Raw genomic sequence first — 21,957 nt, 5'->3', positions numbered from 1 at the left:
CAAATGAATTTTGAATAGCTTCCCTCTATAGTATAGTATAGTATAAATATTATTGATTCAATAGACTTAGCGCTTCTGCATCCGCAATAATGGTTACATCTGGATGATTTTGTAAGCTACTTGCTGGTAGATTTTCAGTCACTGGACCTTCAACAGTTCCTGCAATAGCTTCTGCTTTTGAAGGACCATAAGCAAATAGAAGAATAGACTTAGCATCTAAGATATTTTTGATTCCCATTGAGATAGCTTGTGTTGGGACGTCTTCGATTTTTTCAAAGAAACGAGCATTAGCCTCAATAGTAGACTGATCAAGATTTACAAGGTGAGTTTGGCTATCAAATGGTGTGCCTGGTTCATTAAATCCGATATGACCGTTTCGACCAATTCCCAAAATTTGCAAATCGACTGGATGATCTGCAAGAATTTGGTTATAGCGTTCTACTTCTTCTTCTGCATTGTCTTTGACACCACGCGGTAAAAAGCTTTCTTTGAATGGCTTTTTATTGAAAAGATTTTCTTGCATAAAGTAACGATAGGATTGAGGATTATCTCCATCTAAGCCTACATATTCGTCTAAGTTCACACTAGTAAGATTTGAAAAATCAAGATCACTCTTAACGATTTCTGCGTAAAATTCAAGCGGGCTGCTACCTGTCGCAAGCCCTAATGTTTTAGCACCGTTTGCTAGCTTTTCTTTTAAAATATCAAAAGCTACTTTTCCACCTTCTTCAGGATTTTTCACTTGAATAACTTTCATAATTGTTCCTCCATATTTCTTTATTTTATTATATGGTATAGACCAATTTTTGTCAAGTGAAAACGGTTTAATATTTTAAATTTTATAGGATAAAGTTAAGTAAAAAAAGAAGACTAAACTAGTCTTCTCTTTTTAAACTGTCAGAATGAATTAGTCTTCTTTTTTCTTTCTTGACAAAGCATAACCGGCAGTAGCTAAACCAATAAGTGCTGAATAAGTCATGAATGATTGTTCAACTGAACCAGTATTTGGCAATGATTTCTTAGATGATTCTGGTTTTGATTCTGGCTTAGGTTCTGGTTTTGGTTCTGGTTTTGGTTCTGGCTTAGGCTCTGGTTTTGGTTCTGGCTTAGGTTGTGGTTTTTCATTTTCCTTGATAAGCACAACATTTTTATTCCATTCAACAACTGGTTTTTCTGTTTCTTTCTTAACAGGTTCCTTCACCAACTCAGGTGCTTCTGGTTTAACCGGTTCACTTGGTAAGACAGGTACAGTTTTATATTCTGGTTCTGTCGGTGGAACTGGTTTTTCTTTAACAGTTGGTACTTCTGTCAATTCTGGTTTTTCAGGTTTAACTGGAGGTGTTGGTTCTGTTGGTTTAACTGGCTCTTCACCTGGATCTTGAGGGAAGCCAACGTTTGAGTTGATAGAGAACCAATAGAGAGTTGCTTCGCCTGTTGCGTTAGCACCTTTTGCTGTAAATTCAAGATGACCATCTTTCAAAATAACAGCAGCACCACCATAGTAAAGGTAAGGGCTCTTAGGATCATCCCAACCCTTAGTTTCACTTGAAGAGTCTGCATTAAATGTAGCACCTTGAGCCATGTATTGGTTTTGTTCTTTAGCAGATACTTCTTTTGTCGATGAATCTTGGTCTACACTTGAATTTGGAAGTTTAATAAACTCTTTGTCACCAATGTTTACAGACTCAACGTGAGGAGTATTTTGGTGTTTCATTTTTGGTGTATATCTCAAAACGCCTGACGTTGCGTCAACAGTGTAAGTACCGATAACGTCTGATTTATCACCAAATGTGTAATCTTCAGTACCAACTGAGTGACCATTTCCACCACCAGATGCATTCACTGTTGTAGCATCAACTACTGTTTCTTCAGTTACTTTAAAGGCATCATCAACCCATGTTGCTTTTTGATCAACAATTTTCAAAGGATTATCAGCATTGATATCAACTTCTGCACTACCGAAGTCAGCTTTACCGCTTTTCACAACGACGTCTGCACCATCAAGTTTTGGTTCACTTCCATCTGAATATGGATCCCAAGTTCCACGAACTGTACTGCCTTCGCTATCTTTAGCTTCAACAACTAGAGGACGAGGTTTGTCATTTTCAACATAAGATGCACCATTCCAGTGGTTAAGTGAGTTAAGGGCAAGGATTGCATTGTGTTGTGACAAATCAATTAATTGGTCATTTTCATCGTAAAACTCAATGTCAACACCAACAGTTACTGGGTTTTCAGTATCTGTTGAGCTACCAATTGTCATTGTAACTGCTGGATCGTTATAAATTTGAACGATTCCTTTTCCATCTGATGATGGAAGGCTCTTCACTTCGTATTTATAAACAACTTTTGCAATACGTTTTTCTTCGCTACCTTTTACAATTTTAGCTTGAGTAAGTCCTGTGTATGTCACATCAAATTTATCTCCGACTTTTACAACTCCCCACTCAATTTCATTGTTGGCATATGGATTTGTAGTTGTCAAATCAGAATCTTGAAGATTCTTTGTTTCATACATTTTAGTAGCTTTTCCATCACCGTACATACGAGATTGACCTTCTTTTGTCAAGTAAGTTGTTAATCCAGTTGTTTGGTGTGTGATTTTAGTTGTTTCGCCATCAGCAAGTTCTTCAGAGAGGAATGTCAAATCTTGTTTGTATTTCTCAGGATTTCCACCACGCTCTGCAACCATCTTATTGAAGGCATCTTTAGCATCATCGTATTGTGCTTTTTTCTTGTTGTAAATTTCGAGCTCAATCAAGTAAGCAGCTTGTGCTTCATCATAAGCAGCTTTTTTAGTCTTGTAGTCAGCTAATTTAGCTTCATACTCTGCTTGAGCTAATTTATTGCTTTCAGTAGCTTCTTGATTTGCTTTTACAGATGCATTATATGCTGCAAGAGCTGTGTTATATTCTTCAAGCGCTTTTTCATAAGCAACACGTGCTTCTTCATTACTTTTTTCTACTGCTGTTTTTTCTACTGTTTTTTCAGTCAATTCTTTTTTATAAGCAGTAAGTTTTTCGTTGTAAGCTTCAAGCTCTTTATCGTAGTTTGCTTGTGCAGCAGCATTTTTAGCATCAACTTCAGCTTTTTCTTTTTCGTAAGCTTCTTGATTTGCTGCTACTTCAGCTTTATAATCAGCTACAGTTTTATAAATATCTGTAACTTGTTTTTCGTAATCTTTAACAGCAGCTTCCTCAGAATCTTGCTTTTTAGTCTCAGTTTCTTTAACTTCAAGACCTTCATTTGTGGCAGCAGTTTTAGCTTCTTCCAACTTCTCTGGAACCGCAACTTCTTTTGTTTCTTCTCCAGCTACTGTTGTAGTTGAAGTAACAGGTGTCGTTGCAGATGAAGTTTCATCGGCTGATACAGTGGCAATACCCGCTGCAGCAATCACTGTTGCAACTGCAACAGAACCAAAAGCAACTGAGGTTTTTCTCAAGGCATACTTGATTGTTTTATTATTCTTTAACGATGACATGACAAACTCCTTTTTTAAATTAAAAAAATTTTCTTTAGAAAAAATCTTATTTTATAAAATTCATATTAAGTTTATCAAAAAAAATATGTAAATACAATTAATTTTCGTATAATTTCTGAATATTTTCAATTTATTTCCAAAATATAAAATTGAACTACAAATATTTAAGATTCAACCTTATTAAGATTGCCCTATAGATTCAAAAAAACTTATTTCCCATTCATAACTTAGAGTTTTGAAAGTTCTTCACGAAGTTACTAAATTTATTAACAACCTATCTTAAACAGGTAATCAATCTTCTCAATGAGCAATTATAGAATTTTCTTTGCTTCTTAGTTTTGTAATCCTAGTCAGTTCTAAAATGCAACAAGACTAGTGTATTTTAGAGAAAGAAACTAGTTTTTTTACAAAGTAACAAAGAGGCCCCACTCTTCCGAGTAAAGCCTCTTTTTATACGACTATAATTTGTACTTCATCATTTTAGAACAGATAACTTGTTAATTTTAGTCTTCACGTTTTTTACGTTTTGCAACCAAACCTAGACCTACGAGACCAAGCGCAGCACCAAGTGCAACAACTCCAGATTTAGATTGTTCACCAGTATTTGGCAATTCAGGACCTTTAGGTTTTTCTGATGTTGACGGTGTTACCGGTGTTGGCGGTGTTGGCGGTGTTGGCGGTGTTGGCGGCGTTGGCGGCGTTGGTGGTGTTGGTGGTGTTGGTGGTGTTGGCGGTGTTGGCGGTGTTGGCGGTGTTGGCGGTGTTGGTGGTGTTGGCGGTGTTGGCGGTGTTGGCGGTGTTGGCGGTGTTGGCGGTGTTGGCGGTGTCACCTTGTTGTTAAACTCAGTGTCTTCCGGCATTTGTGAAGTAAGGGTCAACACTTTACCATCCTTAGTTACAGTGACTCCAACAGTCGCTACCATCTTATCGTACTCAACTCCAGCCTCTGTACCTTTCACTTCTTCTACATAATAGATATGAGTGCCTTCTTGACCACGTTTGAACTCAAGAGCTGAGAACTTGATCTTACCCTCAGCATCATTGCTTACGGTTTCAATCACGTTGCCATCTTTGTCTTTCAATACGAAGCTAAATTCACCAGCTTTCAACGCACGACCTTCCAATTTCTTCGTGAAGTTGAATTCAACTTTCACTGGGATATTAACAACACGTTTTTCAGTTGGTTTTTCTGGTTTTTCAACTGATTTCTTAGTTGGATCGTATTGGTGAACGATTTGAGAAGCTGTATTTTCAATATCTACACCTTCCTTAGCAGTGTCCTTGATACGTGCAAGAATATCAAACTTATAGTAACGACCAAACGCTAGCTTAGTAGTATCAATTACTTGTGTATCTTCCGCATCTCCAAGAGACTTAGTCAAGTCAGCCTTAGATGTAGCAGTAATGACACCATCCACAATTGAGATATCAAACTTAGCTGTTACATCTTCACCAGTTACTGAATCATAAGCCTTAATTTCAGATACAATAACATCCAAGTTTTCGCTGTCATATTTATCTGTAATTCCTACAGATTGAATATTGTGACCTTCTGTGAATTTAGTTGTATCCAACCATACTTGGTAAACAACCTTATCACCTTTATGGAGTGTTTGAGTATTGATATTTTGCTTTTCATTATTATCAACATTGTCCACATATGGATCTTTGTTGGTATCAACTACTTTATCAGTCAACTCTTTATCATCATCAAGGAGTTTATTACCAGTGATATCAAATTTCTCTTCATTAAGAATATATTTCTCTGGATTGAACTCAGGAGTTTCTGGAGGAGTTACACGGTTGTTAAATTCTTTATCCGCAATGTCGCCTACAGTCGCGATCAGAATTTTAGCTGTTCCATCGTGTTTCACTGTGACTGTTACATTCGCTTTCATTGTGTCGTATGTAACGGTTGCGTCGCTTCCTTTAACCTCTTCTACTGTGTAGTTGTGTACACCTTCTTGGTCTTTCTTGAACTCAAGTTTAGAGAACTTAACATTACCTGATGCATCGTTGCTTACAGTTTCAAGAGTCTTACCTTCTGAATCTTTAAGAACGAAGCTGAATTCGTTAGCTTTAAGCTCACGGCCTTCCAAACGTTTCGTGAAGTTGAATTCTACTTCAACTGGAACGTTGTTGACACGTTTTTCAGTTGGTTTTTCTGGTTTCTCAACTTTCTTAGTAGTTGGGTTGTAGTAGTTGACTACTTGAGCCGCAGTATTTTCGATATCTACACCACCAGGTACATCAGCTTTCACTGTTGTTGGGATGTCGAACTTGTAGTAACGTCCAAATTCGAATTTAGTTGTGTCAATCACTTGTGTGTTTTCTGCATTGCCAAGTGACTTCGTGAAGCCATCTTTAAGGGTTGCAGTAATCACACCGTTGTTCACAGTGATATCGAATTTATCTGTTACTTCTGCGCCTGTTACTGAATCGTAAGCTTTAATCTTAGTAGCGTCAAGATTCAACTTAGTTTCATCGTAGTCATCTGAGATTCCTACTGATTGGATGTTGTCCTTGTTGTTTGCGTCAAATTTAGTTGTATCCAACCATACTTGGTAAACCAACTTGTCGCCACGTTTCACAGTCTTGGTGTTCAAGTTTTGAGCTTCGTTGTTTGATGCATCATCCGCATATGGGTTCGCATTGGTATCTGCGTACTTGTCTGCCAACTCTTTATCATCATCAACGAGCTTGTCGCCTGTGATATCGTATTTCTCTTCAGAAACAACGTATTTCTCAGGTTGGAACTTAGGTTCAGTTGGTGGGGTTACGGTATTGTTGAATTCTTTATCAACAGCATCTGTTACATTCGCTACGATTGCTTTAGCTGTACCATCATGAGATACAACAACTTTCACAGTAGCAACCATTGTGTCGTATTTGACAGATGCATCTGTACCAGGAGTTTCTTCAACTGTGTAGTTGTATGTCTTACCAAGATCATCTCGACCGAACTCAAGAGCCTTGAAGACAATCTTACCAGTAGCATCATTCTTCACGCGCTCAACTTCAACGCCGTTTTTCTTCAAGACGAATTCGAATTCATTTGCTTGAAGTTCACGACCTTCCAAACGTTTAGTGAAGTTCATTTCCACTGGAACTGGAACACTATTGACACGTTTTTGTGTTGGTTTTTCAGGTTTTTCAACTTTCTTAGTAATTGAATTATAGTAGTTCACCACTTGAGCAGCAGTATTTTCGATATCTGCACCTGCAGCTACATCATCCTTAACTGTTGTTGGAATGTCAAATTTGTAGTAACGCCCAAATTCGAATTTAGTTGTGTCAATAATTTGAGTATTTTCTGCATCCCCCAATGACTTAGTGTTACCAGCTTTGAGAGTTGCTGTAATAACTCCATTATTAACAGCAATATCAAATTTATCTGTTACTTCAGCTCCTGTTACAGAATCGTAGGCTTTGATATCAGCTTCATTCAGAGTTAATTTAGCTTCATCGTAGTTATCAGAAATTCCTACTGATTGAATATTATCTCTGTTATTAGCATCAAATTGAGTTGTATCTAACCATACTTGGTAAACCAATTTAGAACCACGTTTAACAGTCTTAGTATTTAAGTTTTCTGCTTCATTGTTGTTATCTTTATCAACATATGGATCAGTATTTGTTTCAGTATACTTGTTTGTTAATTCTTTATCGTCATCAAGTAGTTTGTCACCAGTAATATCGTATTTTTCTTTAGTTACAACATATTTTTCTGGTTGGAACTTAGGTTCTTCTGGTGGTGTTACAGTATTGTTGAACTCTTTGTCAGCTGGATTAGTCACAGTTGCAATGAGAGCTTTAGCTGTACCATCATGTGATACTGTTACAGTCACTTCTGCTTTCATAGTATCATATGTTACAGTCGCATCTGTTCCTACAACTTCCTCAACAGTATAGTTGTATACACCTTCTTCACCCTTCTTGTATTCTAAGGCTGAGAATTTAACATTTCCTGTTGCATCATTCTTAACTGTTTCAACTTCATTACCTTTTGAATCTTTCAAAACAAAGCTAAATTCGTTGGCTTGCAGTTCACGACCTTCTAGTTTCTTAGTGAAATTAAATTCTACTGAAATTGGTACACTGTTCACACGTTTTTCAGTTGGTTTTTCTGGTTTTTCAACTTTCTTAGTAACTGGATTGTAGTAGTTAACTACTTGTGTCGCTGTATTTTCAATATCAACTCCACCATCAACATCATTTTTAACAACTGCCGGGATATCAAACTTGTAGTAACGTCCAAACTCAAATTTAGTTGTATCGATAATTTGAGTATTTTCTGCATCACCAAGTGACTTAGTATTACCAGCTTTAAGTGTCGCTGTCATTACTCCATTTTCAACTGTAATATCAAATTTATTTGTTACATCATCACCTGATACTGAATCGTAAGCTTTGATCTTAGTACCATCAACATCAACCTTAGTTTCATCGAAATCATCCGTAATTCCAACTGATTGTACCTTTTCCTTGTTATCAGTTGTGAATTTAGTAGTATCCAACCAAACTTGATAAACTAATTTATCTCCACGTTTAACAGTCTTAGTATTGATATTTTCAGCTTCGTTGTTATTTGTTTGATCGGCATATGGGTTGGTATTAGTATCTTTATACTTATCCTCCAACTCTTTATCGTCATCCAACAATTTGTTGTCTGTAATAGAGTATTTCTCTGTATTCAAGACATACTTCTCTGGTTGGAACTTAGGTTCAGTTGGTGGTGTAACTGTATTATTGAATTCTTTATCAGCTGGTTCAGTTACATTTGCGATTAAAGCTTTTGCAGTACCATCATGTGAAACAGTAACTTTAACTTCAGCCTTCATCGTATCATAAGTAATAGTTGCGTCAGTTCCAGCTACTTCTTCAACAGTGTATTTATGTTCACCAACTTGACTCTTTTCAAATTTAAGAGCTTTGAATTTTACTTTACCATCTGCATCGTTCTTAACGGTCTCAACTTCTTTACCTTTTGAATCTTTCAGAACAAAGTTAAATTCGTTAGCTTTCAGTTCACGACCTTCAAGTTTCTTAGTGAAGTTAAATTCTACTTCGATAGGAACACTATTAACACGTTTTTGTGTTGGTTTTTCAGGTTTCTCTACAGATTTGCTTACTGGGTTGTAAACATGAACGATTTGGTTGGCTTTGTTTTCGATATCTGCTCCACCTGGAACTGAATCTTTAACTGTTGCTGGAATATCAAATTTATAGTAGCGACCAAATGCAAATTTAGTTGTATCGATAACTTGTGTATTATCTACATCACCTAATGATTTGTTTACAGAAGTCTTAGATGTTGCTGTAATAACACCATTTTCAACCTTAATATCAAACTTATCAGTGACTTCATTACCAGTTTCACTATCGTAAGCCTTGATTTCACTAGAGTTAACCGTTAATTTATCAGCATCATAGGTATCAGAGATTCCAACCGATTGGATATTGTTTCTATCAGTGAAGTTCTTAGTATCTAACCATACTTGGTAAACTAATTTTTCACCGCGTTCAACAACCTTCGTATTGATGTTTTCTGCTTCGTTGTTAGTAGTTTTGTCAGCATAAGGGTTTGAATTTGTATCTGCGTACTCGTCTGTCAACTCATCATCATCGTCAACGAGTTTTGTACCAGTGATATCAAATTTTTCTTTGTTAAGAACGAATTTTTCTGGTTGGAACTCAGGTGTTTCTGGAGGAGTTATTTTATTGTTAAACTCTTTATCTTCCGTTCCATCTGTTGAGTCTCCATTCTCATTCACACCACCTGCTGAGCTGACATTTGTTACAGTTGTTAGGGTATGTCCATTTTTTGCAACTTCCACAGTAAGCGTTGCTTTCATGGTGTCATAAGTCATTCCTAATTCTTTAGTAGCTGGGATAACCTCTTCTACTGTATAAGTATGGGTACCAACTTTTGTATTATCGAATGATAATTCTGAGAAGGTAACAGTTCCGTCTTCTTTATTCTTAACAGTTTCAACTTCTTCACCTGCTGCATTCTTAAGGACGAAGCTAAATTCACCTTCCTTAAGTTTACGACCTGCGAGTTTCTTCGTAAAATCAAACTTAGTAACTACTGGTGAAACTACATAGTTGTTAAAGATTTTGTCATTAGCGTCTGCACTAAATCCACCTTCAGAACTATACTTAACTGTAGCTTCGAGATCACCCACTGCATTTTTTTCAGTTACCGTAACAGTCATAGTAACTGTCATCGCATCGTAATCAACATTTGTATCAGAACCTTTTAACTCTGTAATCTTATATTTATAGGTACCAGGATTGCTAAATGATAATTCACTAAATGTAGCCTTGCCATTTTTGTTTGTAACTGTTTCTTCATGTTTATCTGGAGTACTCTTTTCTTCTGTTAACTTGAAGCTGAATTCTCCATCTGTTAATACACGTCCAGCAAGCTCTTTTTCAAATTCTGGTGTAACTTTTGCTGGTTCGCGTTTCACATAGTAGTAAATAGGTTGTTTATACGGTGTCAAAGTGTTAAGCAAGTCAACGTTTGTACCGATACCACCAACTCCACGTTCTAATTGTGCGTTAGCTGAATGGTGTCCAATTCCATCTCCCAAGAATGGTACGAATACCGTTTTCTTAGGTGTATATCCTGCTGAACTTTGGAAATCGAATGCAACTTCTTTACCATTTGGATATTGAGTCTGCGCTCCTGTTTTTGGATCTGTTACAGTATGTGCAATCGTATTAAGAGGTGATTTTTTAACAACTAGTTCTTGCGTATTAGCTTCCCCTGGTTTAATTGGTTTAGTTTCAGCAAGCAACATATAGCCATCAGTACTTAATGAACCATCAGAACGCTTGCTTTGTTGTCTTGGATCTAATAAGTAAACACGAATAACTACTGAACCGTCTTCTCCAACAACTTCTTTGATACGTTTGATACCGTATCGGTCCGCATCCATGAATTTAGAACCGATAGTATAAGGACGATTTACAAAGCCTGATTGATCATTTGCATTAGCTGTTTGGTACAATTTATATCCATCAAATTGGCGCTCACCAGATGCTGTGAATCTTTGTCCTTCTTCAGCTTTAAGTGTATATCTAGCTAAGTCTACTTCATTACCATTTTCTTTATAATCTTGAACAGTTTTATCCGTTTTATTAGCGTTGAAAGTAGGGTTATTTTTATCAACTACTTTATAGTAAGTTGTTTTATTAATTGTTTCTGGTATTTTAGCGTTTGAATCAGTAATTGTACGGCCATTGTAAGCTGGTTCAACAACGTTTAGAACATCTGTTGTAGTACGAGCATTATAAACCGCAGTATAAAGTGTTTGCTCTGCTGGCGTAAGTTTGTGTCCAGCAGCAACTAAATCTGTTATACTCTTTCCAACTTCATAACCATTTTGAATAAATGGTTGAGTAGTTTTACCTTTTTCAGCAGTACCTGCTTTATAATCCACTTGGAAGGTTAATTGACTATTAGACGCAGCTGTGGTAGTAGTGAATTTTTGAACGCCACTTGATGAAGTAACCGTTCTTGTTTCTACTACATTCCCAGTCGTTTTATCGATTAATTCAACAGTTGTATCTGTGGATTCATCAAATCTCTTATAAGCACGAGCATAGTATTTTGTACCATAACGTTCATTGAATCTAGTTAAATCCCAGATAGCGTATGTGTACCAATCTCCTTCTTTAGCAGAATAACCAGCTGGTACCGTTTGAGATCTTACAGTTGCACCGTTAGCATCTTTGATTTCTGGAGTTACTTTTTCCCCATCTTTTAAGTAAGTACTTACCGCTAAAGGGTTAGAGTTGTGGTCTCCAGAAACTGCATCTTCCGTTGTAGCACGACGATTACGAACTTTAGGTTTATCACCTTCTGAAACAGCTGGCTTAGTTTCTTCAGCTTTTTCAACCGGCTTAGCAGTTTCCTTATTAGCAATCTCAGTCTCAGTTGAAGCAGGTTTTACTTCTTCTGCTTTTTCTGAAGACACTGGTTCAGATTTAGCTTCTTCTGTTTTAGCCTCAGAAGCTGCTTTTCCTTCTTCAACCTTGTTTGTCTCAGCAAGTTCACTTGTTGCAACATTTTCTACAACATTCTGTTCCTTTTTAGAGGAATCCTCGCTACTATCCTTTTTCACCAACTCAGTTGTTTCTTCCGAACTTGGTTGTGCAGGAATTTCTGAAGCTTTTACTCCACCACCATTTGCCATTAGAAAGCTTAGAGTGGTTCCTAAAAATACCGATGCAACACCAACTTTATATTTACGTAAAGAAAAGCGTTGTTGTTCCTTTCTTATCATTTTGATAAGTTCTCCTTTATAAATTTTTTATTTTACTAGGAGTCAGAATTTTATAATTTTTGTCTCTTTTATACAAGAATTATATTCTGTCTTTAGCTCCTTTATCATATCATAAGTTTAAGATAAGTTCAAAGAATTATATGCCTTTGAAAACGTTTACTTTATAAATTTTTTCATTATCTAAGATCTTATTTTTTTATTATATATTTTTTTATGCACGATTGATATAATATCGCTTTTTATAGGATTTATTTGAATATGTTCTAATTTTTACTATATTTTTATTTTTGCTTTTTATATTTTCTAGATTATTTTTTTTTGTGAAAATGGTAACAACGTTTTCATCGAAAAAAGATTCCCTTACGAGAATCATTTTTTTCTTAAATCGCTTCAGTAACAAAGCTACGGCTTTCTAGTACTTTCAGCATGGCATCTGCTGTATCTAGGGCTGTAAAGAGCGGAACACCATGTTCGATGGCAGATCGACGGATTTGTTCACCGTCTTCGTCGGCTGTCCGTTTGGTACCAACGGTATTGATAATAGCTTGGATTTTTCCTTTACGAACATAGCTTGGGATATCATGTTCATCATCGCCAATCTTACCAACGAGTTGAGCCTGCAATCCATGACTTGCAAAGAACTCCGCTGTTCCTGCAGTTGCAAGGATTCCGTAGCCAATATTTTGGAAACGACGCGCCAAGTCCAAGGCTTCATCTTTGGCATCATCAGCGATGGTAAAGACAACATTTCCAAAGGTTGGCAAGTGTAGGTAGGAAGCTTCAAAAGCCTTGTAGAGAGCTTTTTCCAAAGTAGTATCAGAACCCATAACTTCCCCTGTTGACTTCATTTCAGGCCCGAGCAAGCTGTCTACTTTCGCTAGCTTAGTAAAGGAGAAGACTGGCGCCTTGATATGAACGCGAGTGCTTTCTGGGTAAAGTCCATCTTGGTAACCAAGTTCTTCAAGACTTTGTCCAAGAATCAACTTAGTTGCTACCTGAGCCATAGGGATATTGGTTACTTTTGAAAGGAATGGTACGGTACGGCTGGCACGAGGGTTTACTTCGATAACGTAGACTTTCTCATCCTTGATAACAAACTGAATATTCATCATCCCAAGACAGTTGAGGCCGATTGCAAGACGTTTGGTGTAGTCTGCGATCGTTTCTTGCACTTTTTGCGACAAAGTTTGAGGAGGATAAACAGCCATGGAGTCACCTGAGTGGACACCAGCACGTTCGATATGCTCCATGATACCTGGGATGAGAACATTTTGGCCGTCTGAGATGGCATCAACTTCACATTCTTGTCCAACGATATAAGAGTCGACAAGAACTGGATGGTCTGGACTTGCCTTAACCGCAGTACGCATGTAAGAACGAAGATCTTCCTCATTTTCTACGATTTCCATAGCACGTCCACCCAAAACATATGAAGGGCGAACTAGGACTGGGAAACCAATCTTGCGAGCTGCAAGCACTGCTTCTTCTTCGTTTGTTGCAGTCTGGCCAGGTGGCTGTGGAATATCCAAGTCTTTAAGGGCTTGCTCGAAGAGGTCACGGTCTTCGGCACGGTCTAGATCAGCAACTTGAGTACCAAGGATAGTTACACCAGCTTTTGCTAGTGGTTCAGCAAGGTTGATAGCTGTTTGACCACCGAACTGAACGATAACACCTTTTGGTTGCTCTAAGTCGATAACATTCATAACATCTTCGAACGTTAATGGTTCAAAGTAAAGTTTGTCTGATACAGAGAAGTCTGTTGAAACTGTCTCTGGGTTTGAGTTCATAATGATGGCTTCGTAGCCAGCAGCTTGAATCGCCTTAACTGAGTGAACAGTTGCGTAATCAAACTCAACACCTTGACCGATACGGATTGGACCAGAACCTAATACTAGAACAGATTCCTTATCAGACTTGATAGATTCATTTTCCCAACCATAAGTAGAATAGAAATATGGAGTTTCTGATTCAAATTCTGCTGCACAAGTATCCACCATCTTGTAAACTGGGACAATCTTGTTTTCCAAACGTAGTTGGCGAACTTGGTCAGCTGTAGTGTTCCAGAGTTCAGCAATTTTACGATCTGAGAAGCCATTGAGTTTTGCTGTTTTTAGAACTGCTACATCTTGTGGATGTGCGCCCAATTCTTGCTCAATCTCAAAGATGTGTAAGAGTTTATCAAGATAGAAGATATCAATCTTAGTCAAGTCAGCAATCTCTTCTGGTGTGTAACCACGGCGAATAGCTTCTGATACGTAGAAGAGACGGTCATCTTGTGCTTTGACAACTTTTTCAGTCAAGGCATCATCTGAAACATTTGCAAGTTCAGGCATTTCATTGTGGTGAACTCCAATTTCAAGCGAGCGACAAGCTTTAAGAAGTGATTCCTCGATGTTACGACCGATAGCCATAACTTCTCCAGTTGCCTTCATCTGAGTACCTAGACGACGTTCACCTTTTTCAAACTTGTCAAATGGGAAACGCGGAATCTTAGCAACGACGTAGTCAAGGGCTGGTTCAAACATAGCATAAGTTGAACCTGTAACAGGGTTAATAACCTCATCCAAGGTCAATCCTACAGCAATCTTGGCAGCCAATTTAGCGATTGGGTAACCTGTGGCCTTAGAAGCAAGGGCAGAAGAACGAGATACACGAGGGTTTACTTCGATGACATAATACTTAAAGCTGTGTGGATCCAGGGCTAACTGAACGTTACATCCACCTTCAATCTTGAGAGCGCGGATAATGCTCAAGCTGGCGTCACGGAGCATTTGGTTTTCATAGTCTGACATGGTTTGCGCTGGGGCGAATACGATGGAATCCCCTGTATGAATCCCGACTGGGTCAAAGTTTTCCATGTTACATACAACAAGGGCATTGTCAGCTGAGTCACGCATGACTTCATACTCGATTTCCTTGAAACCGGCAATAGAACGTTCGATCAAACATTGGGTAACAGGTGACAACTTCAAACCATTTTCAGCAATTTCACGCAATTCTTCCTCGTTGGCACACATACCACCACCTGTACCACCAAGTGTGAAGGCTGGACGGACGATAACTGGATAACCAATTGTCGCTGCAAAGGCAACTGCTTCTTCTACTGTGTTAACAATTTCTGATTCAGGAATTGGTTGGTTCAGCTCTTCCATCAACTGTTTAAAGAGGTCACGGTCCTCCGCTTGATCGATGGCAGACAATTTAGTCCCGAGAAGTTCTACTCCCAATTCATCAAGAATACCGTTTTTAGACAATTCCATGGCCATATTAAGCCCTGTTTGACCTCCAAGAGTTGGAAGCAAAGCATCTGGACGTTCCTTACGGAGAATACGAGTCACAAACTCGAGTGTGATTGGCTCGATATAAACCTTGTCTGCAATTTCCTTATCAGTCATGATGGTTGCAGGGTTTGAGTTTACCAAGACAACCTCGTAACCTTCCTCTTTCAAAGACAAGCAGGCTTGGGTTCCAGCATAGTCAAACTCAGCAGCCTGACCAATAATAATCGGACCAGAACCAATCACCATAATTTTTTTGATATCAGTACGTTTAGGCATTTATAAGATATTAAGGGCGTTAAGCGGACAAAGCTAAAATAGGAGTTATGACGAAGAACCATTAGTTCTAGGAATAACTATATTTTTAGCACCGTCCCTAGCCCGTATTCAGTTCAGCAAATACGGACCACCCTTCTCCTTTCTATTCGTCGCCTCACAGAGCGACATTAAATAAGATACAAAGGACGAATAGAAAGCGATTGAATTTTAGGAAACCAAGGAAGGATTGACAATCCAAGTTGGTTTCTCTAAATTCCGAGCTTTCCGTCCGTGTTCAGTTACATAAATTCTCCGACGATTTCACACTCGTCATTAATTTGCTTGTTTAAAGGCTTCCATCATCTCAATGAACTCGTCAAATAGATAACTTGCATCGTGTGGACCAGGAGCTGCATCTGGGTGGAATTGCACAGAGAAACCTGGTAGATATCTGTGACGTACGCCTTCAACTGACTTGTCATTGATTTCTTCGTGGGTGATAATCAAGTGCTCTGGTAAGTCCTCACGACTAACGGCATAACCATGGTTTTGACTAGTAAAGTCCACTCGCCCTGTAGCAATTTCACGCACTGCATGGTTAAAACCACGGTGACCAAATTTCATCTTGTAGGTCTTAGCACCATTTGCCATTGCAAAGAGTTGATGCCCCATACAAATACCAAAGATTGGAATCTTGCCAAGAATACCACGAATCATATCAAGTGCTTCTGGTACATCTTCTGGATTTCCCGGACCATTTGACAACATAACTCCGTCAGGATTCAAATGTAGAATTTCCTCAGCTGTAGTTGTGTATGGAACTACAGTCACGTTACAATCTCGTTTAGATAGTTCTCGTAGAATCGAGTGTTTTAGTCCAAAATCAACAAGAACAACACTTAACCCAACTCCTGGAGCTGGATAGGATGTCTTGGTAGAAACTTGTCTGATATTATCAGTCGGTAAAACAGTCGCTTGAAGTTGATCAGCAACATGATCCATACTGTCTCCAGCGTGTGTCAAGGTTGCTCGCATGGTTCCATGTTTACGGATAATTTTTGTAAGTGCACGGGTATCAATCCCTGAAATACCAGGAATCTTCTTAGCTTTCAGGAATTCATCCAGCGTCATTTGATTCCGCCAGTTACTTGCTCTACGTGCCTCTTCAAATACTACAACACCCTTGCAGGTAGGGCTAATAGATTCGTAATCATCACGGTTAATCCCATAATTCCCCACCAATGGATAAGTGAAGGTCAAGATTTGCCCATTATAAGACTGGTCTGTAATGGATTCTTGATAGCCTGTCATCCCTGTATTAAAGACGATTTCCCCTGTTACATCAATATCTGCACCGAAGGCTTTACCTTCAAAAACTGTGCCATCTTCTAAAACTAGAAGTCGTTTTGTCATATTCTCACCTCTCGTGGACGCTCACTGGCGTCTTTTAACGTTTTGTGTCTTATTTGGCTTTCCTACTTGCCAATACGGATTCTAAGATTGCCATTCGAACAAAGACTCCATTGGTCATTTGTTGGACAATGCGTGATTTTGGAGCTTCAACCAAGTGGTCAGCAATTTCTACATCCCGATTTACTGGAGCAGGATGCATAATGATTGCTTCTTCTTTTAAGCGATTGTAGCGTTCTTGGTTCAAGCCATGTTGAGCATGATAGCCTTCTTTTGAAAAGACGGCTCCACTTTCGTGGCGTTCATGTTGAACTCGAAGCAACATCAGAACATCCACCTGATCAACAATCTCATCAATGGTAACAAACTGTCCATAGTCCGCAAATTCTTGACTTCGCCATTCTTCAGGTCCTGCAAAGTAGAGCTCTGCACCTAAGCGTTTCAAAATCTGCATATTGGATTTGGCAACACGTGAATGATCCAAGTCTCCAGCAATCGCGACCTTGAGTCCTTCAAAATGTCCGAATTCTTCGTAAATGGTCATTAAATCAAGCAGACTCTGACTAGGATGCTGCCCTGAACCGTCGCCACCGTTGATAATCGAAGTCGTGATCGTCGGACTCGCAATCAATTCTCTGTAGTAATCAACTTCAGGGTGACGAATAACGCAGACATCTACACCAAGCGCTGACAAAGTCAGGATGGTATCATAGAGTGTCTCACCCTTGTTGACTGAACTTGTCTTTACATCAAAGTCAAGTCGTTCCAATCCTAGTTTGATTTCAGCAACTTCAAACGATTTATGCGTTCTTGTCGAATTTTCAAAGAAAAGATTGGAAACAATGGGATGGTCTTCGTAAGGCAACTGATCTCCATTCTTAAACTCAATCCCTCGTTTAATCAATTTCATAACCTGATCCACAGTGAGATCTTCCATGGACACCACATGTTTCAGTGCTTGTTGATTTTCTGACATGGCTACTCCTTTAGCTATTGAGCTTCTTCAGTAATCAAAACTCTATCTTGACCATCAAGTTCTGTCATCTCAACGATGATTTCTTCCGAACGACTGGTTGGAATATTTTTCCCAACGTAATCTGGTCGAATTGGCAATTCTCTGTGTCCACGGTCAACTAACACCGCAAGACTCACGCGCGCTGGACGACCATGTCCAACAATGTTATCGATAGCAGCTCGAATTGTACGGCCTGTATAGAGCACATCATCCACCAAGATGACCTCGCGGTCTGTCACATCGACAGAAATTAATGAAGTATCCTCACCACTTTTAACATCGTCGCGGAAAGGTTTAGTATCTAATTCTACAACAGGAACTGAGATGTTTTCCAATTGTTCCAAGCGTTCTTGAATACGGTGAGCAATAAAGACACCTCGTGTTTTGATACCCGCTAAAATGATTTTATTCAAATCTTTATTGCGTTCGATGATTTCATAAGTGATACGCGTAATTGCTCGCTTGACGGTTAATTCGTCTACAACCTCTTTTGTCTTCATGACAAACCTCCAAAAAGAAAAGTCTCCTTTTTCAAGGAGACTTGAGAATGTATAACTAAGCGAGCCTTACTGTAAACAGTATAGACTTACCCTTCTACTTTATCGAGCTCCTTGCCTGCCTCACGGGACAGGTTTAAAGGAATATTTTATTGTCCTTACTATATCACAAAGCCCAGTGCAAAGCAAGTAAAAACATTCAATACTTGGCCTTATAATGAACTAAAATCGTATAACTGTGGATAGTGTTCGCATTCTGGATTTTTGGGATGACAGATAGCACGACCAAAGTAAATCATGGCCTGATGCGCCGCCAACCACTTTTCTGGTGGCAAGACATTCATGACACGTTTTTCAACTTCTAATGGTGTAGCTGATTTTTTAACAATATCATGGTGTTTACAAATGCGCTCCACATGGGTATCTACCGCAAAAGCTGGAATTCCAAAACCCACACTCATGACTACATTAGCTGTTTTACGCCCAACTCCTGCCAAACTTTCTAATTCCTCACGTGTCTGAGGTACTTTACCATCAAAATCTTCTAATAGTTGTTGGGCACATTTCTTGAGGAACTTAGCCTTATTGCGATAGAGACCTAGACGAGAAATATGTTTTGCAATTTCACTCTCACTGGCATCTGCCATAGCTTGAGGCGTAGGGAACGCTTCAAAAAGAGCTGGAGTTGCTTTATTTACCGCAGCATCTGTCGTCTGAGCAGATAGCATAACGGCAACCAAAAGCTCAAAATGATTACGAAAATCTAGACTAGGTTTTGCATCTGGAAAAAGGGCTATGATTTCTTCAATGACATGACGGGCACGTTTTTTGGATAAAACCATCTACTCATCTCCGTCAAACAGCCCTTGCAAACCTGCAAAAGGACTATTTTCTTCTTTTTTGACTGCTTGTTGGGCTTGATATTCTTCCTCAGACATGATTTGCCAGTCATTTCCGGAAACAAAACCCTGACCAGCTTCTTCCTCAGCTGTTAAGACCTTGATTGGAATATTGAGCAAGATATTATCTGAAACACTTTCAGCCAAGTCAATTTCACCATTTTCAATCGGTAAAACTAAGTCATCATCTAGAACTTCTTGGTCCAGTTGATTGGTAGCACCTTCCATAAAGACTTCCGTTACTGGATATGATTCTTTCAATTCTACCGGTTCCATACTACGGCTAGAAGCTAGGACAATTGTATATGACAAGAGATAGTCTAGGAAAAACATTCGGTCTTCGTACTGAACCTTCCCTACTGCTTTGATATCTTTTACATCTAAAATTTCTTGATTACGAGCATGTAAGTCAGTTGCCAAGTCTAAAGTTTGCTCAAAGTGCAAGCCTTCAGGCTGCTTACGAATTTCTTGAATATTTAATTTCATACTTCCTCCATAAAGATTTACTCCCTTGATTATACCATGAAAAGAGCGTAAGCAAGTCAACTAAACTTTTAAAAAAATCATTCTACATTTTTTGATATATTTATTATGACAATTTTTCTTTTTGTGCTATACTATAGGCATCAATACATGAGCAAAGGAGGACGCTCATATGGAAGACAAAGTTCTTTTAACTGAAGCCTATCAACTCGTTTCAGAATTAAATCAAACAATACAAAGTTGTAAACAAGGCTTACCTGATGACCTACGCTTACAACAAAATATTGATGAGATTCTCAGAGCACTCAAAAAAGCTGAGAAATTAGACAATGCTATTCTAATTGAACTGGAAAGCTTTTACCAACGGACTAGTCTTTTGATTGGACTTGGCTCACTAAAACTAAACGATCAAGCTCGCACTGCTTGGAGAAACTATGACAAGTTCCACTTCGATCACGTTAAACATACATTAACACTCTATGGACCTGTTTTTGGTTTTTAACAAATAGAGGATTTTCTGGCTTAATCTTGACAAATTTTCTCAAAAAGAGTATGATGATTGCAACAATACTCGGAGGTAAGGGAGACATGAACAACTAAGTCTATCAAATAAAGAACCTTTATTTAGTAGATCTTGTTCTTGTCTCTTTTTGCGTACTCTTTTTTGTGGTGGATTTTCAGCCTTTTTAAAAGAGGATTTTTTGACATAGACGATTGGCTCTACTAGATAAAGTAGAGCTTTTTGTTATGCAATATGGACATTCTAGAAAGGGCAATAATATGATAAACATCAATCATCTGACCATTACACAAAACAAAGATTTAAGAGACCTTGTTTCCGATTTAAACATTAACATCCAAGACAGAGAAAAGGTCGCTATTATAGGCGAAGAAGGAAATGGAAAATCAACCTTACTTCGAACTTTAATGGGAGAAAAATTAGCTGATTTCTCTATCAGGGGAGAAATCCAATCTGACCTTCAATCACTGGCTTACATTCCTCAAAAACTACCTGAGGACCTGAAAAAGAAAACTTTACATGACTACTTCTTTTTGGATTCTGCTGATTTAGACTACAGCATTCTTTATCGTTTGGCTGAGGAGTTGCACTTTGATAGCGACCGTTTTGCAAGCGACCAAGAAATTGGTAGTCTCTCGGGTGGTGAAGCTTTGAAAATTCAGCTCATCCATGAATTTGCCAAACCCTTTGAGATTTTATTTTTAGATGAACCTGCAAATGACCTGGATATAGAGATGGTTGATTGGCTAAAAAAACAGATTCATAAAACCAGGCAAACAGTTATTTTCATTTCTCATGATGAAGACTTTCTCTCTCAAACAGCAGACACCATTATCCATTTACGACTGGTCAAGCATCGAAAGGAAGCTGAAACCCTAGTCGAACATCTAGACTATGATCGCTATAGTGAACAGAGAAAGGCTCATTTTGCCAGACAAAGCCAGCAAGCTGCCAACGACCAACGTTCCTATGAAAAAACCATGGAAAAGCATCGCAGAGTCAAGCAAAAAGTAGAAACTGCCTTGCGTAACACTAAAAATGATGTTGCGGGCCGCCTATTAGCTAAAAAGATGAAAAATGTTCTTTCTCAAGAAAAACGCTACGAAAAAGCAGCTCAGTCCATGACCCAAAAGCCACTTGAAGAGGAACAAATCCAACTTTTCTTTTCAGATATAGAGCCATTAGCGGCTTCAAAAGTCTTAGTTCGACTAGAAAATGAGACTTTATCCATTGGCCAACAAATTCTGTCTCAAGGGCTACAATTGACTGTCCGTGGTCAAGATAAAATCGGCATTATCGGTCCCAATGGCGTTGGCAAATCCACTCTTTTAGCAAAGTTACATCAACTACTAAGCGGCAAAAGAGAGAATTCGCTTGGTTTTATGCCACAAAATTACCAAGAAAAACTGCAATTGGATCTATCCCCAGTAGAATTTCTCAGCCAAACTGGACACAAAGAGGAAATACAGAAAATCCAATCTCACTTAGCTAGTCTTAATTTCAGCTATCCAGAGATGCACCAGCAAGTCCGCTCCTTATCTGGCGGCCAACAAGGCAAACTCCTTCTTTTGAATTTAGTGCTGAGAAAACCAAACTTTCTCATTCTGGATGAACCAACACGAAACTTTTCTCCAACTTCACAACCTGAAATCAGAAAACTCTTTGCCAATTATTCTGGTGGTCTTGTCACTGTTTCGCATGATCGACGTTTCTTAAAAGAAATTTGTACGAGTATCTATAGTCTGACAGAGCATGGTTTAAAAATAGTTGATTTACAAGATCTTTAACTTTTGGAAATAAAACACCCAGAGAACTTTCT

At 38.5% G+C, this 21,957-nt stretch carries 11 protein-coding genes; 2 read left to right on the top strand and 9 right to left on the bottom strand.

Going from position 1 to position 21,957, the window contains the following annotated elements:
* Positions 1 to 49: 49 nt before the first annotated feature.
* The 9 genes from ACWPVF_RS03240 to ACWPVF_RS03200 all read right to left on the bottom strand — a co-directional run bounded on the left by ACWPVF_RS03240 (position 50) and on the right by ACWPVF_RS03200 (position 19,621).
* The gene (locus ACWPVF_RS03240) at positions 50 to 757 is read right to left on the bottom strand and encodes a glucosamine-6-phosphate deaminase (protein WP_454384662.1); all 708 of its coding nucleotides are present in this window, start codon (positions 755 to 757) and stop codon (positions 50 to 52) included.
* Between the two features lie 150 nt (positions 758 to 907).
* Positions 908 to 3,481, bottom strand: a complete 2,574-nt coding sequence (locus tag ACWPVF_RS03235) for a GbpC/Spa domain-containing protein (RefSeq protein ID WP_454384660.1) — start codon at positions 3,479 to 3,481, stop codon at positions 908 to 910.
* A 503-nt stretch (positions 3,482 to 3,984) separates the two neighbouring features.
* Complete coding sequence (locus ACWPVF_RS03230) at positions 3,985 to 11,778, bottom strand: SspB-related isopeptide-forming adhesin (protein ID WP_454384658.1); 7,794 nt, start codon at positions 11,776 to 11,778, stop codon at positions 3,985 to 3,987.
* A 380-nt stretch (positions 11,779 to 12,158) separates the two neighbouring features.
* Complete coding sequence (carB, locus tag ACWPVF_RS03225; protein WP_454384656.1) at positions 12,159 to 15,335, bottom strand: carbamoyl-phosphate synthase large subunit; 3,177 nt, start codon at positions 15,333 to 15,335, stop codon at positions 12,159 to 12,161.
* Between the two features lie 312 nt (positions 15,336 to 15,647).
* Positions 15,648 to 16,727 carry a carbamoyl phosphate synthase small subunit gene (locus ACWPVF_RS03220; protein ID WP_178895177.1) on the bottom strand — a complete coding sequence of 360 codons (1,080 nt, stop codon included), beginning with the start codon at positions 16,725 to 16,727 and terminating at the stop codon, positions 15,648 to 15,650.
* 49 nt (positions 16,728 to 16,776) lie between these two features.
* Positions 16,777 to 17,700 carry an aspartate carbamoyltransferase catalytic subunit gene (locus ACWPVF_RS03215; protein ID WP_454384654.1) on the bottom strand — a complete coding sequence of 308 codons (924 nt, stop codon included), beginning with the start codon at positions 17,698 to 17,700 and terminating at the stop codon, positions 16,777 to 16,779.
* Between the two features lie 14 nt (positions 17,701 to 17,714).
* Positions 17,715 to 18,239, bottom strand: a complete 525-nt coding sequence (gene pyrR, locus ACWPVF_RS03210) for a bifunctional pyr operon transcriptional regulator/uracil phosphoribosyltransferase PyrR (protein WP_414307136.1) — start codon at positions 18,237 to 18,239, stop codon at positions 17,715 to 17,717.
* A 209-nt stretch (positions 18,240 to 18,448) separates the two neighbouring features.
* Positions 18,449 to 19,078: an endonuclease III gene (nth, locus tag ACWPVF_RS03205; protein WP_414307137.1), complete on the bottom strand. Its 630-nt coding sequence runs from the start codon at positions 19,076 to 19,078 to the stop codon at positions 18,449 to 18,451.
* Positions 19,079 to 19,621, bottom strand: coding sequence for a YceD family protein (locus tag ACWPVF_RS03200; RefSeq protein ID WP_454384652.1), 543 nt, complete (start codon positions 19,619 to 19,621; stop codon positions 19,079 to 19,081).
* A gap of 169 nt (positions 19,622 to 19,790) precedes the next feature.
* On the opposite strand from ACWPVF_RS03200, the gene ACWPVF_RS03195 reads away from it, so the two are divergent.
* Positions 19,791 to 20,120 carry a helicase BlpT gene (locus tag ACWPVF_RS03195; RefSeq protein ID WP_454384650.1) on the top strand — a complete coding sequence of 110 codons (330 nt, stop codon included), beginning with the start codon at positions 19,791 to 19,793 and terminating at the stop codon, positions 20,118 to 20,120.
* Positions 20,121 to 20,365: 245 nt separating this feature from the next.
* Positions 20,366 to 21,925 carry an ATP-binding cassette domain-containing protein gene (locus tag ACWPVF_RS03190; RefSeq protein WP_454384648.1) on the top strand — a complete coding sequence of 520 codons (1,560 nt, stop codon included), beginning with the start codon at positions 20,366 to 20,368 and terminating at the stop codon, positions 21,923 to 21,925.
* Positions 21,926 to 21,957 lie beyond the last annotated feature (32 nt).

The sequence above is a fragment of the Streptococcus sp. Marseille-Q7087 genome (assembly GCF_965111935.1).
This window is presented reverse-complemented; position numbering and strand designations above follow the sequence as displayed.

Bases quoted from the DNA above. Each gene is read 5' to 3' on its own strand.
- nth (WP_414307137.1), bottom strand. From the start codon at position 19,078: ATGGTTTTATCCAAAAAACGTGCCCGTCATGTCATTGAAGAAATCATA.
- ACWPVF_RS03200 (WP_454384652.1), bottom strand. From the start codon at position 19,621: ATGAAATTAAATATTCAAGAAATTCGTAAGCAGCCTGAAGGCTTGCAC.
- ACWPVF_RS03190 (WP_454384648.1), top strand. From the start codon at position 20,366: ATGCAATATGGACATTCTAGAAAGGGCAATAATATGATAAACATCAAT.
- ACWPVF_RS03230 (WP_454384658.1), bottom strand. From the start codon at position 11,778: ATGATAAGAAAGGAACAACAACGCTTTTCTTTACGTAAATATAAAGTT.
- ACWPVF_RS03220 (WP_178895177.1), bottom strand. From the start codon at position 16,727: ATGACAAAACGACTTCTAGTTTTAGAAGATGGCACAGTTTTTGAAGGT.
- pyrR (WP_414307136.1), bottom strand. From the start codon at position 18,239: ATGAAGACAAAAGAGGTTGTAGACGAATTAACCGTCAAGCGAGCAATT.
- ACWPVF_RS03235 (WP_454384660.1), bottom strand. From the start codon at position 3,481: ATGTCATCGTTAAAGAATAATAAAACAATCAAGTATGCCTTGAGAAAA.
- ACWPVF_RS03215 (WP_454384654.1), bottom strand. From the start codon at position 17,700: ATGTCAGAAAATCAACAAGCACTGAAACATGTGGTGTCCATGGAAGAT.
- carB (WP_454384656.1), bottom strand. From the start codon at position 15,335: ATGCCTAAACGTACTGATATCAAAAAAATTATGGTGATTGGTTCTGGT.
- ACWPVF_RS03195 (WP_454384650.1), top strand. From the start codon at position 19,791: ATGGAAGACAAAGTTCTTTTAACTGAAGCCTATCAACTCGTTTCAGAA.
- ACWPVF_RS03240 (WP_454384662.1), bottom strand. From the start codon at position 757: ATGAAAGTTATTCAAGTGAAAAATCCTGAAGAAGGTGGAAAAGTAGCT.